The sequence below is a fragment of the Paenisporosarcina sp. HGH0030 genome (genome assembly GCF_000411295.1).
Lineage (GTDB): Bacteria > Bacillota > Bacilli > Bacillales_A > Planococcaceae > Paenisporosarcina.
In genome coordinates, this window is the sequence record NZ_KE150423.1 from 64344 (window position 1) to 83052 (window position 18709).

The following is an 18709-nucleotide window of genomic DNA, read 5'->3' on the forward strand; positions in this document are numbered from 1 at the left end:
AACAGATTCTAAATAGAAGCATAAGGCATTCTTATAAGTGGTGGTGAAACTCATGTTGAACAATAAATTGTCTAAAGAAGAACTGGCCTTTTGGGGGAATTGGCAAAAACAGCGTGATCCACAAGCTGGTGAATATTTAGTCGAGCGCTATCTACCGTTGGTTGATTACATCGTTCAGCGATTTATGATCAGTTTGCCTAAAACAGTCGATAAGGATGACATTCGTAGTTTCGCATATGAGGGACTGCTTGATGCATTTGATAAATTCAATATGGATAGAGATATGAAGTTTGAAACATATGCGTCATGGCGAATCAAAGGAGCGGTCATTGATGGACTGAGGCATAGCGATTGGTTACCACGTTCCGTAAGGGATAAAGTGAAGAAAATCGAAAATGCCTATGCAATTCTCGAACAGCAGAAAAATGATTCTGTTACAGATGAGGAAGTCAGTGATTATTTAGGGATTACAAAAGCGGAACTGAACAAAACGGTTTCAGAAGCGGCACTGTCTACCATGATATCAATTGATGAGACTGTCTACGATGAGGATAATCAGGTCGGAAAATATTCAATGATTGAAAACGATCAAGCGGAATCGCCAGAACGCCATTTAACAGCACAGATGATTAAAGAATCATTATCAAATGCGATTGGACGCTTGCCAGAAAAAGAAAAGCTCGTCATCTCACTTTGCTATTTCGAGGAACTGAAATTAACGGAAATTGCGGAAGTGCTCAGTGTAAGTGTATCTCGAGTTTCCCAAATGCACTCTAAAGCAATACTTCGTTTAAGGTCAGCGACACTTGCAATACACGAAAACTATTGATGTTAAAAAGGATAGAAGGATAAGGTGATACCCTTGGACTGGTTTCTGATCGCGATGATTATTTTAGTTATATTGGTGAATATCAGGTCATTTCTTGTATTAGCCGAATTGAAACAAAAAAGGGCTCAAATGAGAGAAGATATAGACGCCATTCACGGAAGCATGGAAGAATTCGTGACGAGTGTGGAAAAAGAAAATGATGAACTTTATGAGAAACTGATCGACTATATTCGAGTAAAAGATAGTAAACTCGATGAGAGAATCCGAATGTTGGAAGAAAAACTCAACACCGTAACGACGGATAGCTTCGCTAAGACGTTTCCACTGGAGGAGCATGACGATGTAAAGCAGGTGTATCCCGAGGCGTCTGCAGTCAATGATCAGGAAAATGATAAAATGTTGAAATTGTATAAACAAGGTTTTTCTGAAAAGCAAATTGCCAAAGTATTGCAGATTGATCTGGGAGAAGTGGAGCTTGTCCTGAATATGTTCAAGAAAAAGCAAAGTTATCAAAAGTAGAATGAGGTGTTTCATTTGCGTATTGGAATGCAAACGAACTTTTCAAACGACAGGATTTCAAAAAATGCAGTGGAAAGTAAGACATCCGATTCTTTTGCCAACATGATGAGAAAATCACAGACTAAATTGCACCTGGATTCTTTAAATCAATTAATGTCTCGTGTGGATTCACAAGGGCAGAGGCTGGCTAAGCAAAGAACCCTTGAAAACCTCTTGGATTATAAAAACTTAGTAAAGCAGTTCATCGGGGAATCCTTAAGTTTAGGGTTGCAATTGTCCGAAAAACAAAGCTTCAATCAAAGTGGTGGAATGAAAACGCATCAATTAGTGGAAGTGATTGATCAGAAACTCATTGAAGTCCAGGATGAAGTATTAAATGATGAAAATGAAGGTCTTAATACGCTTCGTTTGGTCGGCGAAATCAAAGGGTTGCTCGTTAATTTATATATGTGATAGAAGTTAATATTAACTGGAGGGAAACGAAATGAGCGAGAATCGTCGCGAGTTTTTTCGAGTGGTATTTCATCAATCAATCAACGCAGAAATTTCATTGGATGGAGCAATCTTCTTCATGCCGGTAGAGATTGAAAATGTAAGTGTGAGAGGCTTGAAATTCATCTCATCTATGGATATTCCATTGGAGAGACAAGTAACATGTCGTTTTGAAATTTTAGGTAGTCCTTTTTTATTGGAAGGATCTATTATTCGTAAGTCCATAAGATTGCATGATATTGAATACGGTGTTGGATTTGAAGTGAACCAAGATACTTCTTCTGAGTTATTTAAGCAATTGAACTATTATCAAATTCGTCAGCGTAAAGGAAATCCAATGGAAATGGATTGAATCATTTCCCGATTATGCTTAAAGACCCGATCAGGAATACAACTGACCGGGTTTTTATATTTGCGGGATGCGGTGTATACTTGTGAAGGAAATACTTATCGTGAAAAAATAGATTGAGACGAACCTTTGTCTATGGAATTAAAATAATGCTTGGAGGAAATAAATTTATGTCAGTTTTACCAAATTGCCCGAAATGCCATTCAGCTTATACTTATGAGGATGGGAATATGCTGGTTTGTCCGGAATGTGCACATGAGTGGACGCTGGAATCAAAGGATGAAAATAGTAATGAAGATAAAGTAGTTAGAGATGCAAATGGAAATGTATTGACTGATGGTGATTCCGTAACCGTCATCAAAGACCTGAAAGTAAAAGGAAGTTCATCTGTTCTGAAAATAGGAACAAAAGTGAAAAGTATCCGTCTGGTTGATGGTGATCATGATATCGATTGCAAAATTGATGGTTTTGGAGCTATGAAGTTGAAATCTGAGTTTGTTAAGAAGAACTAAATACAGCTTTGTTCAATGAAAAACCGCTTACTCCATTTAGGAGTAAGCGGTTTTTCATTATAAAGATTGGATCATCTTCCCTTTTTTCACTGCCTTTGGGTTAAAACCTTCAACACCTGAATCTAACAAGTCAAAGAAGTGCCATGGTGAGCTATAATCATCTCCAGGTCCGAATGCATCGTTTGCGACCAAATAAATGACGCCATCTGCTTCTTTTTTAAAGGTCGAAACTCCAGGATATTGGTAATTGTCTCTTTCAAATCCCATATCCTTTTTGAAACTACTTTTTATCGTCGAAACCATCGGAAATGGCCAATTTCGTTCTTTAGCGAACGATTGTTGAACTTCCGGAGAATCTGGCGTAGCCAAAACAAATGGTGCTTTAAGTAAAAGATAATCGTACACTCCGACAAAACCATCCGCCCACATCGTGCAGTATGAACAGGATTTCCCCATATTGTGAACAACAATCAATTCATTGCAATCTCCAAAAAGTTCAAGTAAAGAAATGGACTGACCGTCACTTTTTATAAACTCGTAGTTCTTCACAGGAATGTACGGAGCAGCTTTTTTTAATTTCTTCAAATGTTGCTTTTTTTCCATGATTTCTTTCTCAAGTTCTTCAATCTCCGCATTGATTTTCAACATCCCGAGCACCCTTTCTGGTTGGCAAGTAATTGATGTATTCTCCACAAAGGAAAAAATCTCCTTTACTTCACAAAAAATAGTTAATGGATGTGAGAAAATTAGGATTATAGATTAGTTGTATATAGTGTGAAACATTTTTGGCGAGTGAGGATTTTTTAAAGACATGCAACCATTGAACCGAATTGTTTATCTAATCTTTTGAAACAGAAACAAGGGAATGCAACTTAGTCCCGACAACAGGGAGGTGTATGGGTGGTTAATATGAAAGCTTTGGTGAAGAAAGCGAAGAGCGGGGACGGTGAAGCATTTGTCCAATTAATAAAGCAATACGAAAATGTTCTTTATAGAGTAGCCAGTAAATATCTGAATCACGATGAAGATGTGGCTGATGCCATGCAAGAAACCATCATGACAGCGTTTGAAAAACTGCCGACGTTAAAAAAACCGGAATATTTTAATACGTGGATATGCAAGATCTTAATCAATAACTGCAATAGCCTATTGAAGAAAAATAACAGGACCGTCCAACTGGTCGATATGGAAAGAATTCGAGAAAAAGATAATCCTGCTTTATTGAAAATGGAGCTGGAAGAGGAACTGTCTTCCTTGAATGCAGATTACAGAACGGCCATTGAGCTGTATTACATCGTCGGGATGAATATCAAGGAAATTGGCGAGTTTCTAAAGGAGCCCGAAGGAACAATCAAGTCACGACTTTCGAGAGCGAAAGCCATACTACGAATCAATCATGATAAACAAAAAGGAGTGATTGGCTATGAGCAACGAGTTTAATGACGAGTTCGTCAAAGAAATTCCGGACCATGTGAGGCAAAGGCTGGATCAAACATACGAGAAGATTCGCTTCCAATCGAAAAAGAAAAAGAAACATAACATATGGATGAGAATGACCGCAGCTGCCTGCTGCTTATTAATTGTCGGGATAGCCTCGACAAGTGAACCTGTCAAAGCAGCGATTTCTGGAATCTTCAAGTTCAACGACTCAGGAATTGAACAAGCGGTGAATGCCGGGTTTGCAGAAGAAACCGATCAATCGGCAACGAATGAGAACGTGCGGATTACACTCGACAGTTACTTCTCTGATTACAATAAAATTGGATTCAGCTTTCAGTTGTTGTTCGAGGATCCTACATTGTTAAGTGGAAAGGTAGAATGGATATCCCTAGATGTGCGGTTGAAGAATGGTGACGGGGAATATATTGTGGAATTTATTCCAGATACAAAGCCTCTATACGGTAAAAGCGATTATTCAGTTGGCGTGCATGTTATGAACCCGATTATTGAACAGAAAACTGGTATAGCCCAATTTGACACGGTATTTGATTCCACGGAAGGTAATTTTCCGGCATTGTCAAATGCTGTAATAGAGGTGGAAAGTATAAATGTACAATATGCAAATGGAGAATTTAAAAAAATTGATGGTGAGTGGAATTTGCCATTGAATAAGGCTGCAAAACCATTTGAAGTCGTGGAATACGTGGCACGCGAGTCTGACAAGATTAAGATAGTAAAAGCGAATGGCAATCCAACATCCCTTTCTCTAACCATTTCTATAGATGGAGAACCAACGGAAACCCCATTCGCTATTATGAAAGTGGTGGATGAACAAGGAATAGAATATGAGGCGGGTAGTACTAACATGACGGTCAAGAAAGGGTACACCCTCATTTCAACTACGTTTCCAATCTCATCTTTCGTTCATGCGGAAAAGCTGCAATTAATCGTGGGGAACGAAGAAGTGGAACTGACCAAAACCAATGATTGATGAAGAGTGAATGAAACCCTAAGTCCATGTTGTTTTGGATTTAGGGTTCTTTTTGATTTTGCAATACTACAGGCTTACATTTCGGTTCATAAATACGTGCCATAACCCATATAACCATAGAGAAAAGGATCGTGAGGGTGATTTGGATGTCTTCAATTTTGGCGATGGGCACAATATTTACGGCGTTCGGTTTTGGTCTAGGGGGAATCATTGCTTGGGGGATTAGGGGACTCAAGAAGAACACCGATGCGGTTCTGTGTTTATGTGCAGGGTTGATTCTCGGGTTACTGAGTTTTGAAGTTGCTCCAGAAGCAATAGAGCTCGGCAATTGGTTTACTTTTAATGGAGGGTTTTTAGCAGGGGTGCTTTTGTTCAACTTTTTGCACGGGTTCTTCAGGTTTCATGTAGTGAGTGAAAAGGGTGGTAAAAAGCGAGTCGCATTTTACACAGGCGTGATGCTGCTGATCGGTATTTCCATACATAACATTCCTATAGGAATAAGTTTAGGTGCTGCTCAGGACACCAGTTTATCTCGTTCCATTCTACAAATAATCCTCCTGCATAATATTCCGGAGGGGATGATCGTCTTCACTCCATTACTTGTAGCGGGAGTGAGGAAAAGGGCATTGTTGATATTTACAATGCTTGTTTCATTGCCAGTTGCGGGTGGTGCGTATGTAGGAAGTAAATTAGGGATGGATTATCCTCTTCTCTGGTCAACTTTTATCAGTCTGTCCATTGGGATGATTTATATGGTAACGGTAAAAGAGATATTAATTGAATCCATTCACGAGGCAACATCCAAACAAATTTTTATACTGACACTTCTTGGGTTTGGTTTGATTGGTGCTTACTTTGCGTTAGTTTAATTAATTCACACCTACTAGTAAGTACTAATAGTGAACCTATCAAGTCCCCGCTGACAGAAAAATTCAGCGGGGATGTTTGTGATGGAGAAAACATTAACCGAGTTAACCTATTGCCACTTTGGAAGAGCAAGACGATTTACTGAAACAATCAGGAAGAGAGAAGTGATTAACATAAGAAGGGAACCACCCTGATTACGACTGCTTGCACTGAAAACCAGTTTGCCGTTACCCCCATCACCAACACTGCTAGCAGTTGCTTCATTCCATACCCATTGAGATTCTTCCCATCATCTCAATGGGTATGGTTCTGTTGAATCAAGCGCACCCGTTAACAACATGACCACTTGAAAATGATGAATTGGACAAATAAAGCACTGATTTACATAACCTTAACATTGGATCAATGTGGGATTAATAATGAATGATTATGATTAAACCGTAACAAACAGTAGCAAACATTAAAAATCCCACACTAATTGGAGGCAATTTTATGAATTACAAATTCAAGAAGAATTGTTACAAGTCTATTCAAGTTTTGATGTTAGGAGCGAGTGTACTAGGATTAGCTGCTTGTGGAGCTTCTAAAGAGGAGGCAGCTCCAGTTGTTAAGGATCCAAGTACGTTAACCCTGAAAGAAATTGAAACAAAGGCAAAAGAAGAGGGGACAATTAATAGTGTTGGTATGCCTGATTCATGGGCTAACTGGGGAGAAACGTGGAATGAAGTGAAGCAAAAATATACACTGGAACACAGCGATACAGATTTATCCAGTGCCGAAGAGATTGCCAAAATGGAATCTGAAGGAGAGAATGCAACAGCTGATATCGGCGATGTAGGAATTTCCTTTGGGCCAATCGCGGAACAAAAAGAATTAACGACGCCATATAAAACTTCATATTGGGACGAGGTACCTGACTGGGCAAAAGATGACAACGGAGATTGGGTTGTTGGCTACCAAGGAACGATTGCATTCTTTACTAATAAAGAATTAGTAGATAACCCGCCAAAATCTTGGGATGACATATTAAAAGGAGATTATAAAGTAACAGTTGGAGATGTTCAGCGTGGTACTCAGAACCAAATGGCCGTTCTTGCTGCCGCTATCGCTTACGGTGGTGATGAAACAAATCTCCAACCAGGAATTGACTTTTTTGCTAAGCTTGCCAAGCAAGGTCGCCTTAGCTTAACGGATGCCAAGCCGGCTAACATCGAAAAAGGGGAAGTGGAAGTTGCCCTTGTTTGGGATTTCAATGCTCTTGGTTACGCTGACCAAATTGACCGTGATCAATTTGAAGTAGCCATTCCAAGTGAAGGCTCAGTCGTAAGCGGCTACGCAACTATTATTAACAAATATGCAAAGCATCCGCATGCGGCGATGGCAACTAGAGAATATATCTTAAGCGATGAAGGACAAATTAACTTAGCGAAAGGATTTGCCCGTCCAATTCGCGATGTAGAACTGCCGAAAGAAGTAGCTGAAAAAATGGTTCCAGAAGTACAGTACAAAAATGCAAAACCAATTGAAGATTACAAAGCTTGGGAAGAAACGGCAAAAAATTTACCGCAGCTTTGGCAAGAAGAGGTGTTAGTCCATGTCAAATAAAGTAATAGCAATTGTTGTTGATGGTATGAGATACGATAAAGCATGTGAGACTCTTGGATTTATTCAACATTTAGTTGAAACAAATCAGGCAGCACTTTACAAAGTAAAGTCGGAACTCCCAAGTCTTTCTCGTCCATTATATGAAGTGTTACTAACGGGAACACCAGCATCAGTGAACGGAATTACGTCCAATCAAGCCGTGCGTTTATCTACTGAGAAAAGTCTCTTTCATCTTACGAAAGAAAACGGCTTAAGAAACGGGACGGCATCTTATTACTGGGTAAGCGAACTTTATAATCGTGCGCCATTCCATTTTATTGAAGATCGTGAGCAAGAGGATGAGTCTACGCCGATTCAATATGGAAAATTTTATTGGGATGATGATTATCCAGACAGTCATGTGTTAATGGATGCAGAAGCTTTGAGAAGAAAGCATGACCCACACTTTCTCTATATTCATCCGCTCGGTGTAGATGTAAAAGGAGAAATTTTCGGTTCGGAATCGAAAGAATATCGTGAACAAATCTTAAAAATGGGAAGCTTGTTGGCACAACTTTTACCAATTTGGATCAAAGAAGGTTACCACATTTTAATTACATCTGATCATGGCATGAGTGAATCTGGCAACCATGGCGGCATAACTGATGGTGAGCGAGATGTACCGCTCTTTATCATGAGTCCAAAAGTTGAGCCTGGCGTTTACAGTGAAGTGGTTCCGCAATTAGCTTTTGCACCGCTTGTTTGTGAACTTTTAAATATTGAGCCATCCAATAAGATGATTTCATATCAACTGCCAGGTCTGAAAGGGAAAATTACCCTTTAAAAAAGATGCACGATTCAACATTAAAATGAAGATCTAGGTAATGGGAATTGGTTTAACAAACGTATTGTTAGACCAATTCCCAAATTAATAGAGAACATAGAGGGGCGAGAAGTCTTGCGAAAAATAAAAAAACAAAAAATTTACTTATTAGCTCTTTTACTGCCATTTATTATGTTTGTGATTGCATTTGAAATAGGACCATTAGTAGCAATGATTAAAAATAGTTTTTATGCAGACGATGGAATTCAAGTTACGATTAATCAATATATTACTATATTTAAAAGTAAATTTTACTTACAAGCCATTCAAAATAGCCTTGTCATTTCCTTATTTTCTGCTGTAACTTCTGTGATTATAGCAGTCATAGCAGCCTATTCGTTAACAAAATTCTCACAAAAAATACAAAATCGCTTACTAATGATTACCAATATGACTTCGAACTTTGAGGGAATTCCCCTTTCATTTTCATATATTATTTTACTTGGAAACAATGGGTTGTTTACGTTGCTTTTTTCTAAGATTGGTTGGGATGTGTTTGCGGATTTTAATTTATATTCATGGACAGGCCTCATTCTTGTTTATGTTTATTTTCAAATTCCGCTTGCTGTTATGCTCATCTACCCGTCTTATCAAGGGATTAAGAAACAATGGAAAGAAGCCTCTTCATTATTAGGAGGGTCAAAAGTCTCGTTTTGGCGTCACATTGGGATTCCAGTTCTTTTACCTAGTATTGTAGGTACATTCAGTATTTTGTTTGCTAATGCGATGGGAGCTTACGCTACAGCCTATGCATTAGTCGGCAGCAACTATAACTTATTGTCATTGCAAATTGCCTCTCTAGTTGCTAGTGACGTTGCCCTAAAGCCGCAGTTAGGTAGTGCGTTGGGAGTTCTTCTAGCAGCGACTATGATAGGGGCGATGTGGTTTAATGGACGAATGATGCGTCGCATTAGGAGGGATTTACGATGAAAGCTTCATTGACTTTTCATAAAGTGATTGTTGGGTTATTAGTTATCTACTTATTAATTCCTCTTGTAGGAACATTTTTATTCTCGATTGCCGGTAAATGGGATCATACCATTTTACCTGAGAGTTATACAATGCAATGGTATATTGAATTATTTCAAGATGAACGGTTTTATGATGCTTTTGGACGAACGCTGTTTTTAATTGTCATGTCTGTAGGTCTTAGTGTTGTTATTATGCTTCCTACTATCTTTATCATCACGGTATATTTCAGTAAATGGGAAGGATTACTTCAAGCAGCAGCTATGCTTCCTTATGGAATTCCACCCATTGTTGGAGCTGTTGGTTTAATCAAGATATATTCAGATGGACCGATTCAAATTGCCGGAACACCTTGGATTTTAATCGGTGCTTATTTCATAACGATTCTGCCTTTTATGTATCAAGGTATTCGTAACAGTCTTAGTACGCTTAATGCTGTGCAACTTGTTGATGCAGCTGAACTACTCGGTGCTACAAAATTCCAGGCGTTTCGCACGGTGGTGTTTCCAAATATTATTTCTGGTATTTTAGTTTCTACCTTATTATCAGTCGCTCTTTTATTTAGTGAGTTTGCTTTTGCCAATTTGCTTGTCGGGGGCCGATTTGAAACTCTTCAAATTTATCTTGCCGACAAACTAAATAGCAGTGGTCACTTAACAAGTGCAATTGTTATTACTTATTATTCAATGATTTTGCTTTTAACGGGGACTGTATTAAAACTTACGTTTAAAAACGAAAAAAAAACTGTCGTGTCAAATAAGAAGCGATTTCTTTCATTTCATAAAAATACTACTTTAGAAGGTGAAAAATAATGAGCTATGTAACCATTGATCAAGTGACTAAGGGGTATGAAAATCAAGTCGTTTTAAATGACATTTCTTTAATACTAAAAAAAGGAGAATTTGCTACACTTCTTGGGCAAAGCGGATGCGGAAAAAGTACATTATTACGTTCCATTGCGGGGCTTGAAGACGTAGATTTAGGAATAATCTCAATCGATGGAAAAGATATTACTAATTTATCACCGCGTCAGCGTGAAGTCGGTATGGTATTTCAGTCTTATGCGCTTTTCCCGAATATGAGCGTTTTTGATAATATCGCGTATGGCCTTAAAATGAAGAAGGTGAAAAATATTAAATCAAGAGTGAAAAAGATGATTGATATGGTTGATTTAATAGGAAAAGAAGAGTCTTATCCTCATCAGTTATCTGGCGGGCAACAGCAAAGGGTTGCTCTTGCTCGTGCGCTTGTCATGGAGCCGAAAGTACTGCTTTTGGATGAGCCGTTAAGTGCATTGGATGCGAAAATTAGAAAAAGTTTGCAAAAAGAATTAAAGAGAATACAGAAAGAATTAGATATTACAACTATTTTTGTTACTCATGATCAGGAAGAAGCAATGACGATGTCTGATCGAATTTTTGTCATGAATAAAGGACAAGTTGTACAATCCGGTTCTCCATCAGAAATTTATACTTCTCCAGCCAATACATTTGTTGCAAAATTTATCGGAAATTATAATGTTTGTAATTTGGAAGTTTTCCGTAAACTTGTTCGCAGCACAGAAATAAAAGGGAATGAAGTCGCGATTCGTCCTGAAGTTTTACAATTAGTTTCTGTTGGTGACGATAGCGTGGATTTACAAGAGAACTGGGTAATTAAAGGGTTTATTAAAGATGTTTCCATGATAGGGAATGTTTTAAGATATGAAGTAGAAACAGAGGAGTCCGCTTTCCTTGTAGACTATCTTCACCACCGAGGGAATATGTTTGAGCAAGGAGCACACGTTCATATTCTTGTACCGAAGAAAGAATGCATTATTTATTAAATTATTAATGATCACGGGGGAAGAAATATGTCCGTTTTTCCAGAAGAAAGAAAGAATGAAATTTTAAAAGAACTTAACATAATGGGAAAAGTAAAAGTGATGGAATTAGTTAATCAGTTTGATGTTTCAGAGGAAACGATTCGACGCGATTTGATGATATTAGAGGAAAAAAGACTTTTAAAAAGGGTTTACGGTGGAGCGATTAAAACAGTCTTTGAATTTGAGGAGCCTCCATTTACACAGCGTACAACAGTGAATCAAGAAGCGAAAGTCAAGGTTGGAAAAAAAGCAGTAGAACTCATTTCTAACGGAGATGTGATTGCCATCGATGTAGGGACAACCATGCTTGAATTTTCGCAGTGTATTGAAAATAAAAAAGACATTACGATTTTAACCAATTCTCTTCCTGTGTCGTCTGTGTTGACTGAAAAGCTCAATCAAAATAAGTTTACAGGACAAATTCTATTATTAGGAGGACAAATTGATCCAAAGCATCAATCTATAAGCGGCAGTCTCACTGAACAAATGTTAAATCAATTTAATATTGATAAAGCGTTCATTTCAGCTGGTGGTGTTTCCATTCAAAGTGGAGTTAGTAATTATCATTTACATGAAACATTAGTTTCACGCAAGATGGTCGAGGTATCAAAGCAAGTTATATTACTAACGGATTACTCTAAAATTGGTGTTGAAACATTTTGTAAAGTTTGTCCTCTAGAAAAAGTCGATGTGATTGTCAGCGAGCAACCATTTCCAGAGGAATGGAGAAATCATTCAAAATTAGAGGAAATCAATTGGAATCTAGCATAGTCTTATTTGATTAGATTTTTATTGATAGTAGGTAAAAAAGCTAGAAAGATAATTTAATAGCTAGAATGAGAAAGGAGCTATATAGCCATGAGTTTCATTGCGATAGATTTAGACGGAACATTATTAAACGACAAGAATGAAATTAGTGAAGAAAATATAAAGGCGATTCAATATGCCCAAGATAGAGGCTTTGAAGTAGTTATTTCAACAGGACGGGCTTATTTTGACGTTCAAACAATTTGTGAAAAAGCCGGGATTTCCCCATTTGTAATCGGGACAAATGGCGCAACTATTCATTCAAAAAGCGGAAAGCGCATTTCTTCTGTTACGATAACTAAAGATTGTGTCCAATCTATTCTCCAATGGTTAGATGAACGGAATTATTATTACGAAGTGTTTACTGATAAAGCCATTTATACTCTTAAAAAGGGAAGAGAACATTTCCAGAATGAGATTAATAGTTTGAAAAGCGCAGAGTTGAATACAGATATGAAAGAATTAGTTGAAGTAGCGGAAAGGCAATTTGACCAGTTTGGATATGTTTTAGTTGAAAACTATCATGATATCTTAAAACAGGAGGAAGAATTCTATAACATTTTAGCTTGTTCTTTTGATAAAAAGAAGTTAGAGGATGCATGGAACCAATTCAAAAAGTTTGATGAGTTGATGGTTGTTTCATCTGCTGATCATAACATTGAAATTACAAGTAAAAGTGCTTCAAAAGGAATGGCCCTCGAAAAATTGGCGATCTTGATGAATGGCTCCTTAGATCAGTCTATGGCAATCGGGGATAGCAACAATGATTTATCCATGTTCCAGAAAGTTGGATACAGCGTAGCGATGGGAAATGCGAAAGATGTCATAAAAACTGTTTGTACAACGACAACCCTTAAAAATGACGAGGATGGGGTAGCTCATGCGATTTATCGATATATGGAGAACTTCGTAGTTCAAAAATAAGTGTCAATGCCAAAGGAGAGAGCGATAAAAGATGGCATGGATATATATCATAATGGCAGGGTTTTTGGAAATTGTCTGGGTGATCGGTCTTAAATATTCACACGGATTCACCGAAGTTATACCTAGTATAGTAACGATAATTATCATAATCTTTAGTTTCTTTTTACTTTCAAAGGCTTTACACTCAATTCCCTTAGGAGCTGGTTACGCCATTTTTACTGGATTGGGAACGGTGGGAACTGTAGTAACTGGGATGCTTTTTTGGGGAGAGACCATTAATCCACTGAAAGTATTTTTTGTGGCTTTAATGATACTAGGAATAATTGGAATAAAAATAGGTCCAGCACAACCTAAACATTAAAGAAAATGAAATGATTTATATAAGGTTAGGGGATGATTCGATGGATTGGATTTTTCTTCTTATTGCCGGATTTGCCGAGATTGGTAGTGTTATAAGCTTGAAACTTGCAGACGGATTTAAAAAAATTCTCCCCTCTGTAGCGTGTCTTTTTTTTGGGAGTTTAAGCTTTTATTTTCTTTCTTTGTCATTAACTTCTCTTCCAGTGGGAACTGCCTATGCAATATGGACCGCTATCGGCACTGTTGGAAGTGTTTTAGCAGGAATGATATTCTTTAATGAACCTAGAAGTTTAAGATTAACCCTATTGATTATGTGTATAATTACAGGGGCTGTAGGTATTAAAATGACTTCTGGACATTAATATCAGGGTATTAAATGGCAATAAGTAGATACAGAAAAAGGTACGATCCCTATGGAGGCGAAGAGAGATGAAAACTATTCAAGATTGGATAAAAGAATATCCTTTAATAAACGAGTTAGTTGCTACAAAGGAAGTGTTTTGGTCAAATTCTAAATATGAACCGTTTCAAACAGAGGGTAAGAAACTTCCACTTAATGATAAAGATGTAAAAGATGCTGAGGAAAGGCTCAAGCGTTTTGCTCCTTACATTGCTAAAGTTTTTCCTGAAACAAGAAACCTCAACGGAATCATTGAATCTCCGATTGTACCCATCCCGGCGATGCATCAACAGTTATCAAACACCTATGAGCATCCATTAGAAGGGACATTTTTGTTGAAATGTGACAGCCACCTTCCCATTTCAGGTTCCATTAAAGCACGCGGCGGCATTTACGAAGTGTTGAAACACGCAGAAACGTTGGCGATTCAAAATGGTTTATTATCAGTAGAGGATGATTATTCGATCCTTGATAGCGATAAATTTAGAAACTTCTTTTCCGATTACTCCATTGCCGTCGGATCTACAGGCAATTTAGGGTTAAGTATAGGCATAATGAGTGCCAAATTAGGTTTTAAAGTATCGGTCCATATGTCTGCGGATGCAAAGAAATGGAAGAAAGATCTCCTTAAAAGTAAAGGAGTAACGGTGATTGAATATAAGGAAGATTACAGCAAAGCGGTCGAAGAGGGGCGCAAACAGGCTGATAGTGATCCAAATTGCCACTTCATTGATGACGAGAACTCTCGCGATTTGTTTTTAGGATATGCAGTGGCAGCAATTCGACTAAAAAAACAATTAGAAGATTTAAATGTAACTGTAGATGAAAACCATCCACTATTTGTTTACCTTCCATGCGGAGTAGGCGGTGGGCCAGGAGGAGTGGCTTTTGGTTTAAAACTAATGTATCAACATAGAGTACATTGCTTCTTTGCAGAGCCTACACATTCTCCATGTATGTTACTTGGGCTAGTAACAGGTCTGCATGATAAAGTCTCTGTACAAGATTTTGGAATTGACAATATCACATCAGCAGACGGCCTTGCGGTAGGAAGGCCATCAGGATTCGTTGGTCAAACCATCGAGCCTTTATTAAGCGGAAGTTATACGGTTAGTGATGATGAATTATTTAAACTATTAAGCGCATTGGTCGATACAGAAAATATTCACCTGGAACCTTCCGCATTAGCCGGTGTAATAGGGCCGGTAAAGTTATGGACTGAAAAAGAAGGAAAAGAATACATACAAAATCATAACTTAACAGATAAAATGAAAAATGCTACACATCTTATGTGGGCTACCGGTGGAAGTATGGTTCCTAAAGAAACGAAAAACGAATATTATAAAAAAGGAGTAACGTTATCACAAGGAACCCAGCCGAATTGTGATTAGACGGATTCATGATAAATATTGTCCAATGGCCAGGGACCAATTAAGAAAACAGGGCCATAGAGTAAGGCTCTGTTTTCTCTACTCTAGACTTTCTGAATAATATAAAGGAACAAAACAAAGGCTACCTGAAAAGAAGCCTCAGGCTTGTTGATAAAAGAATATTAATCAATATAAAAGTATTCGCATTCTTATCTTTTGCACTCTATCGAAAAAATTATGGTCGGCTATTTCTTTCGCTTTCCGCGGACGAAACGCTAGCCTCCTCGGCACAGCTGTCTATGACAGCTGTGCCTGTGGGGTCTAGCTTATTTCGTTTTTCCGCAGGAGTCTTCAGAAATAGCCGACCATCTTACTAATGAAATAATATGAAGAGATACGCAAACAGAAGCGAAATCCGTTGATTGGAGTGGAGGCGGCGACTTCAGCGGGAACAGCACGAGCTGAAGGCCCCGCAGGAACGTAGTGACGAGGAGACTAAAGCCGTGCCCCGCGAAACGCGTCCGCCGCAAAGGAAATCAACATTTTCTTGCATACGCTCTTTTTCATTAGTATACAGTTATATTCACTCTTTTTATTTTTTGTCTACAGTCTGAGGCTACCAGAAAAGTAGCCTTTTTTTAAAATAGTAGCTTCTAGCTTGATGGCATGTGATGGGAATCGTATATATCTTTTGTACTATACGGTCTAGTGTGAAAGTGTGATTAAAATTACAACATTTGATGAACAGGCAAATGAAGATTTAAGCTTTATACTAGTACTGTGTCTAGGAGCACAGCCGGTTATTGACTAGTGGGGAATTTCTTCATTTTGCCAGTGCCGGTTTTTTGATGCATAATAATAGTAATCTTATATTTCGTTGAGATAAAGGAAGGGATTGTTTTGAAAAAGATAGACTCTATATCTATGAGAGAAAAAATAGCGAGTTTTTATCTTTATTCTATTTCTTTTCTTGGTATGATTGCTGTTATCAATTCCCTATTTAAAAGTGAAATGCCTTCTGAATTAATAATCCTTTTGCTGTTAGCTGTGTTTATGGGGATTATTGAGTATTTTCCTTTCCGCATTGGGAGAAGCGGAATCACGCCCAGCCTTACGCTCATTTATCCAATGATTTGGGGGTTTGGGATACATATAACTGTCATTGCTTCTGTGTGTGTAATGGTATTTTCCCAGTCCCTTCGCCGTTTTCACATGCAAAGAATACTATTTAATAGTACTCAACTTGCTTTAAGTATCACTCTAGCAGAGTGGTTGTCCAAACAATGTATTTCTTTTTTTATTACGGAGATGAACCTGCCTTTTTTATATGAAGAATTAATAAGCACGCTTTTATTTACCGTATTCTTTTGCTCTATCAACACCCTTTTATTCGATCTTTTAATGGTGCTTCTTCCCCAGCCATACACGCGAGAACAATGGCACAAGAAAAATTTGTTAGTATTTTTGAGTGCAAGTTTTTGTTTATTCTACGCCTTTCTTATATATATTTTAGAACATCGATATCGCGGAGAGATGGATGGAATTACTGTTCCGTTCTTCTTTTTTCCGCTTGTAGCCATTTGCATCATTAGTTCTTTCTCCTGGCAAATACGGATTGAAAAAGAACGATTATATAAACTTTTTTCTATTACAACGGAGTTGAGTCAGGGTCTGTCTGCCGGAAACTTACATCAGATGAAACAATCACTTAAAGGATTCTTGGGAATACAAGCATATGCTTTATGGGCAAAAGATGAAGGGGACTGGCAGATTCTGTTAAAGGATGGAAAAGTACATTCCAATATTTCAAGTTCGTTTGATCTGCATCCGAATTTTGAGGAGATAGCCCAAACCTTTGTTGTTACTGATTGGAAAACGGGTATGGCTCCTGGAGATGAAGTATTTGAAGATGTCATACGCTCCCTCGTCTACTTACCTCTTAAAGTCAATAATGAGTTGGTTGGAATGTTTGTTGCAGGCAAAAGCAGGGGGGCGAGTTTTATTACCGAAGATATACAGTCTTTAGCTACGTTTGCCAATCATTTGGGTAGCTTGCTTAAAACACGGTCGCTCGTCTCTGAACAGGAAAAGCGAGTTATTTTGGAAGAAAGAAATCGACTAGCCCGTGAAATCCACGATGGAATTGCACAAGTATTAGCTGGGGTCATATTTCAGCTGGAATCAGCTCAGAAGCAATCCGAAGATCAATCAGGAAACATGCAGCAAGTGGTAGACAAAAGCATAAAAAAATTACGGAATAGTTTAAGTGAAGTTCGGTATTCTATCTTTGCTTTAAAGCCATATCCTACCCAAAGGCTAGGGCTAAAACAAGCAATTGCTGATAAAATTGAATCTATAAAACAAGAATATGATCTGGCCATTACTTATCATGAAAGAGGCCGTTCTCGTACACTCAGTTTTTCAAAAGAACGAGTTATTTTTGATACTTTACAGGAAAGCTTGCAGAACATTGTAAAACATGCAAAAGCGGACAAGGTTGACATTCTCCTAAGCTATCAACGTGAACATACACTTTTAAAGGTGAAGGACAACGGGGTTGGCTTTTCCCTTTTTGAAGCCATGATTAAATCGAAACATGAGCCTCATTATGGCATTTTGTATATAAATGAACAAGCTGAACAACTGGGAGCTACCCTTCAGATTGATAGTTCAGTAGGAAAAGGTACAGAAATTACATTGTCAATTCCAAATTCAGAAACAGGGGAGGAGTATCATGATTCAAATATTACTAGTGGATGATCATGCTGTTTTGCGTGATGGACTTCGGAGCATATTGGATCTCGAATCCGACATCCGAGTCGTAGGAGAAGCCGTTACCGGGGAGGAGGTATTGAAGAAAGTAGAGGAGTGTAGACCTGATTTTATTTTGATGGACATCAATCTCCCTGGAAAAAATGGCATTGAGGTCACGTCCCTCGTGAAAAGTCAGTATCCGAATTGCCGCGTTCTTATATTGACGATGTTTGAACATGATGAATACTTAATGGAAGCACTTCGGGCGGGTGCAGATGGCTATTTATTGAAGGATTCGTCATCTGAACAAGTGGTAGAAGCTATTCGAAAGGTATCACAAGGGGATTCGGTTATTCATCCTCGCATGACCCAAAAGCTGATAACGTATCATCAAACAAATTCAGAACGTAACGAAAATGTGCTATCAGATCGTGAAAAAGAAGTACTGTTTGAATTGGTCAAAGGTCTTAGCAATAAAGAAATTGCTGAAGTCCTATTTATCAGTGACAAGACAGTTAAAATTCACATCAATAAGATTTTCAAAAAGCTGAATGTGAAAAGCCGTACACAAGCAGTCATTTATGCCGTTCAAAATCAACTTGTTCCTTTTTCTTAAAGAACTATCCTGCGCCTAGACAAGGTGCGGATAGTTCTTTTGTTTTATGTTGGTATAGAACCAAAAGCTGTAGCAATTATAACTTTTGGTTAATTTTCAGAAAAGTGAAAAAGTGAAATAATAAAGATAGATTTGAAGTTTACTAGTTTCATCTATTTATTTTTTTATTAGGAAAAGGA

Annotated in this window: 21 protein-coding genes; 20 read left to right on the top strand and 1 reads right to left on the bottom strand. The window is 37.9% G+C overall.

What is annotated here, in order from left to right:
* The first annotated feature begins 52 nt into the window (after positions 1–52).
* The 5 genes from HMPREF1210_RS15035 (at position 53) to HMPREF1210_RS15055 (ending at position 2701) form a co-directional block, all read left to right on the top strand.
* Positions 53–829: a FliA/WhiG family RNA polymerase sigma factor gene (locus HMPREF1210_RS15035; protein WP_016429548.1), complete on the top strand. Its 777-nt coding sequence runs from the start codon at positions 53–55 to the stop codon at positions 827–829.
* Between the two features lie 24 nt (positions 830–853).
* Positions 854–1348, top strand: a complete 495-nt coding sequence (locus tag HMPREF1210_RS15040; RefSeq protein WP_016429549.1) for a hypothetical protein — start codon at positions 854–856, stop codon at positions 1346–1348.
* A 6-nt stretch (positions 1349–1354) separates the two neighbouring features.
* On the top strand, positions 1355–1801 hold the full coding sequence (locus tag HMPREF1210_RS15045; RefSeq protein ID WP_231391166.1) for a YaaR family protein: 447 nt from the start codon (positions 1355–1357) through the stop codon (positions 1799–1801).
* 31 nt (positions 1802–1832) lie between these two features.
* Entirely contained in the window at positions 1833–2192 is a 360-nt protein-coding gene (locus HMPREF1210_RS15050) for a PilZ domain-containing protein (RefSeq protein ID WP_016429551.1), read from the top strand.
* Positions 2193–2359: 167 nt separating this feature from the next.
* Complete coding sequence (locus tag HMPREF1210_RS15055; protein ID WP_016429552.1) at positions 2360–2701, top strand: zinc ribbon domain-containing protein YjdM; 342 nt, start codon at positions 2360–2362, stop codon at positions 2699–2701.
* Positions 2702–2758: 57 nt separating this feature from the next.
* Here HMPREF1210_RS15055 and HMPREF1210_RS17420 read toward each other — a convergent pair whose 3' ends face one another.
* A complete protein-coding gene (locus tag HMPREF1210_RS17420; protein WP_051123244.1) occupies positions 2759–3349 on the bottom strand; it encodes a DUF899 family protein in 591 nt (196 codons plus the stop codon).
* Between the two features lie 261 nt (positions 3350–3610).
* On the opposite strand from HMPREF1210_RS17420, the gene HMPREF1210_RS15065 reads away from it, so the two are divergent.
* From HMPREF1210_RS15065 to HMPREF1210_RS15135, 15 genes are all read left to right on the top strand, one after another.
* Positions 3611–4141, top strand: a complete 531-nt coding sequence (locus HMPREF1210_RS15065) for a sigma-70 family RNA polymerase sigma factor (RefSeq protein WP_036660347.1) — start codon at positions 3611–3613, stop codon at positions 4139–4141.
* Positions 4125–5132, top strand: coding sequence for a DUF4179 domain-containing protein (locus HMPREF1210_RS15070; RefSeq protein WP_016429555.1), 1008 nt, complete (start codon positions 4125–4127; stop codon positions 5130–5132). The genes HMPREF1210_RS15065 and HMPREF1210_RS15070 overlap by 17 nt, the downstream gene beginning before the upstream one ends.
* A 146-nt stretch (positions 5133–5278) precedes the next feature.
* Positions 5279–6001, top strand: coding sequence for a ZIP family metal transporter (locus HMPREF1210_RS15075; protein ID WP_016429556.1), 723 nt, complete (start codon positions 5279–5281; stop codon positions 5999–6001).
* Between the two features lie 490 nt (positions 6002–6491).
* Entirely contained in the window at positions 6492–7604 is a 1113-nt protein-coding gene (locus tag HMPREF1210_RS15080) for an ABC transporter substrate-binding protein (protein WP_016429557.1), read from the top strand.
* Positions 7594–8427: an alkaline phosphatase family protein gene (locus HMPREF1210_RS15085; RefSeq protein ID WP_016429558.1), complete on the top strand. Its 834-nt coding sequence runs from the start codon at positions 7594–7596 to the stop codon at positions 8425–8427. Before HMPREF1210_RS15080 ends, HMPREF1210_RS15085 begins: the two co-directional genes overlap by 11 nt.
* 114 nt (positions 8428–8541) lie before the next feature.
* Positions 8542–9396, top strand: a complete 855-nt coding sequence (locus HMPREF1210_RS15090) for an ABC transporter permease subunit (RefSeq protein WP_016429559.1) — start codon at positions 8542–8544, stop codon at positions 9394–9396.
* Entirely contained in the window at positions 9393–10247 is an 855-nt protein-coding gene (locus tag HMPREF1210_RS15095; RefSeq protein WP_016429560.1) for an ABC transporter permease, read from the top strand. Before HMPREF1210_RS15090 ends, HMPREF1210_RS15095 begins: the two co-directional genes overlap by 4 nt.
* Entirely contained in the window at positions 10247–11260 is a 1014-nt protein-coding gene (locus tag HMPREF1210_RS15100) for an ABC transporter ATP-binding protein (protein WP_016429561.1), read from the top strand. Before HMPREF1210_RS15095 ends, HMPREF1210_RS15100 begins: the two co-directional genes overlap by 1 nt.
* A gap of 27 nt (positions 11261–11287) precedes the next feature.
* Positions 11288–12070 carry a DeoR/GlpR family DNA-binding transcription regulator gene (locus tag HMPREF1210_RS15105; RefSeq protein ID WP_016429562.1) on the top strand — a complete coding sequence of 261 codons (783 nt, stop codon included), beginning with the start codon at positions 11288–11290 and terminating at the stop codon, positions 12068–12070.
* A gap of 87 nt (positions 12071–12157) precedes the next feature.
* A complete protein-coding gene (locus HMPREF1210_RS15110; RefSeq protein ID WP_016429563.1) occupies positions 12158–13030 on the top strand; it encodes a Cof-type HAD-IIB family hydrolase in 873 nt (290 codons plus the stop codon).
* Positions 13031–13061: 31 nt separating this feature from the next.
* A complete protein-coding gene (locus HMPREF1210_RS15115; RefSeq protein WP_016429564.1) occupies positions 13062–13391 on the top strand; it encodes a multidrug efflux SMR transporter in 330 nt (109 codons plus the stop codon).
* A 40-nt stretch (positions 13392–13431) separates the two neighbouring features.
* Positions 13432–13752 carry a multidrug efflux SMR transporter gene (locus HMPREF1210_RS15120; RefSeq protein ID WP_016429565.1) on the top strand — a complete coding sequence of 107 codons (321 nt, stop codon included), beginning with the start codon at positions 13432–13434 and terminating at the stop codon, positions 13750–13752.
* Positions 13753–13819: 67 nt separating this feature from the next.
* Positions 13820–15181 (top strand): D-serine ammonia-lyase, encoded by a 1362-nt coding sequence (locus HMPREF1210_RS15125; RefSeq protein WP_016429566.1) that lies wholly within the window; start codon positions 13820–13822, stop codon positions 15179–15181.
* 879 nt (positions 15182–16060) lie between these two features.
* On the top strand, positions 16061–17920 hold the full coding sequence (locus HMPREF1210_RS15130; RefSeq protein WP_016429567.1) for a sensor histidine kinase: 1860 nt from the start codon (positions 16061–16063) through the stop codon (positions 17918–17920).
* Positions 17895–18530 carry a response regulator transcription factor gene (locus HMPREF1210_RS15135; RefSeq protein ID WP_016429568.1) on the top strand — a complete coding sequence of 212 codons (636 nt, stop codon included), beginning with the start codon at positions 17895–17897 and terminating at the stop codon, positions 18528–18530. Before HMPREF1210_RS15130 ends, HMPREF1210_RS15135 begins: the two co-directional genes overlap by 26 nt.
* The last annotated feature ends 179 nt before the right edge of the window (positions 18531–18709 follow it).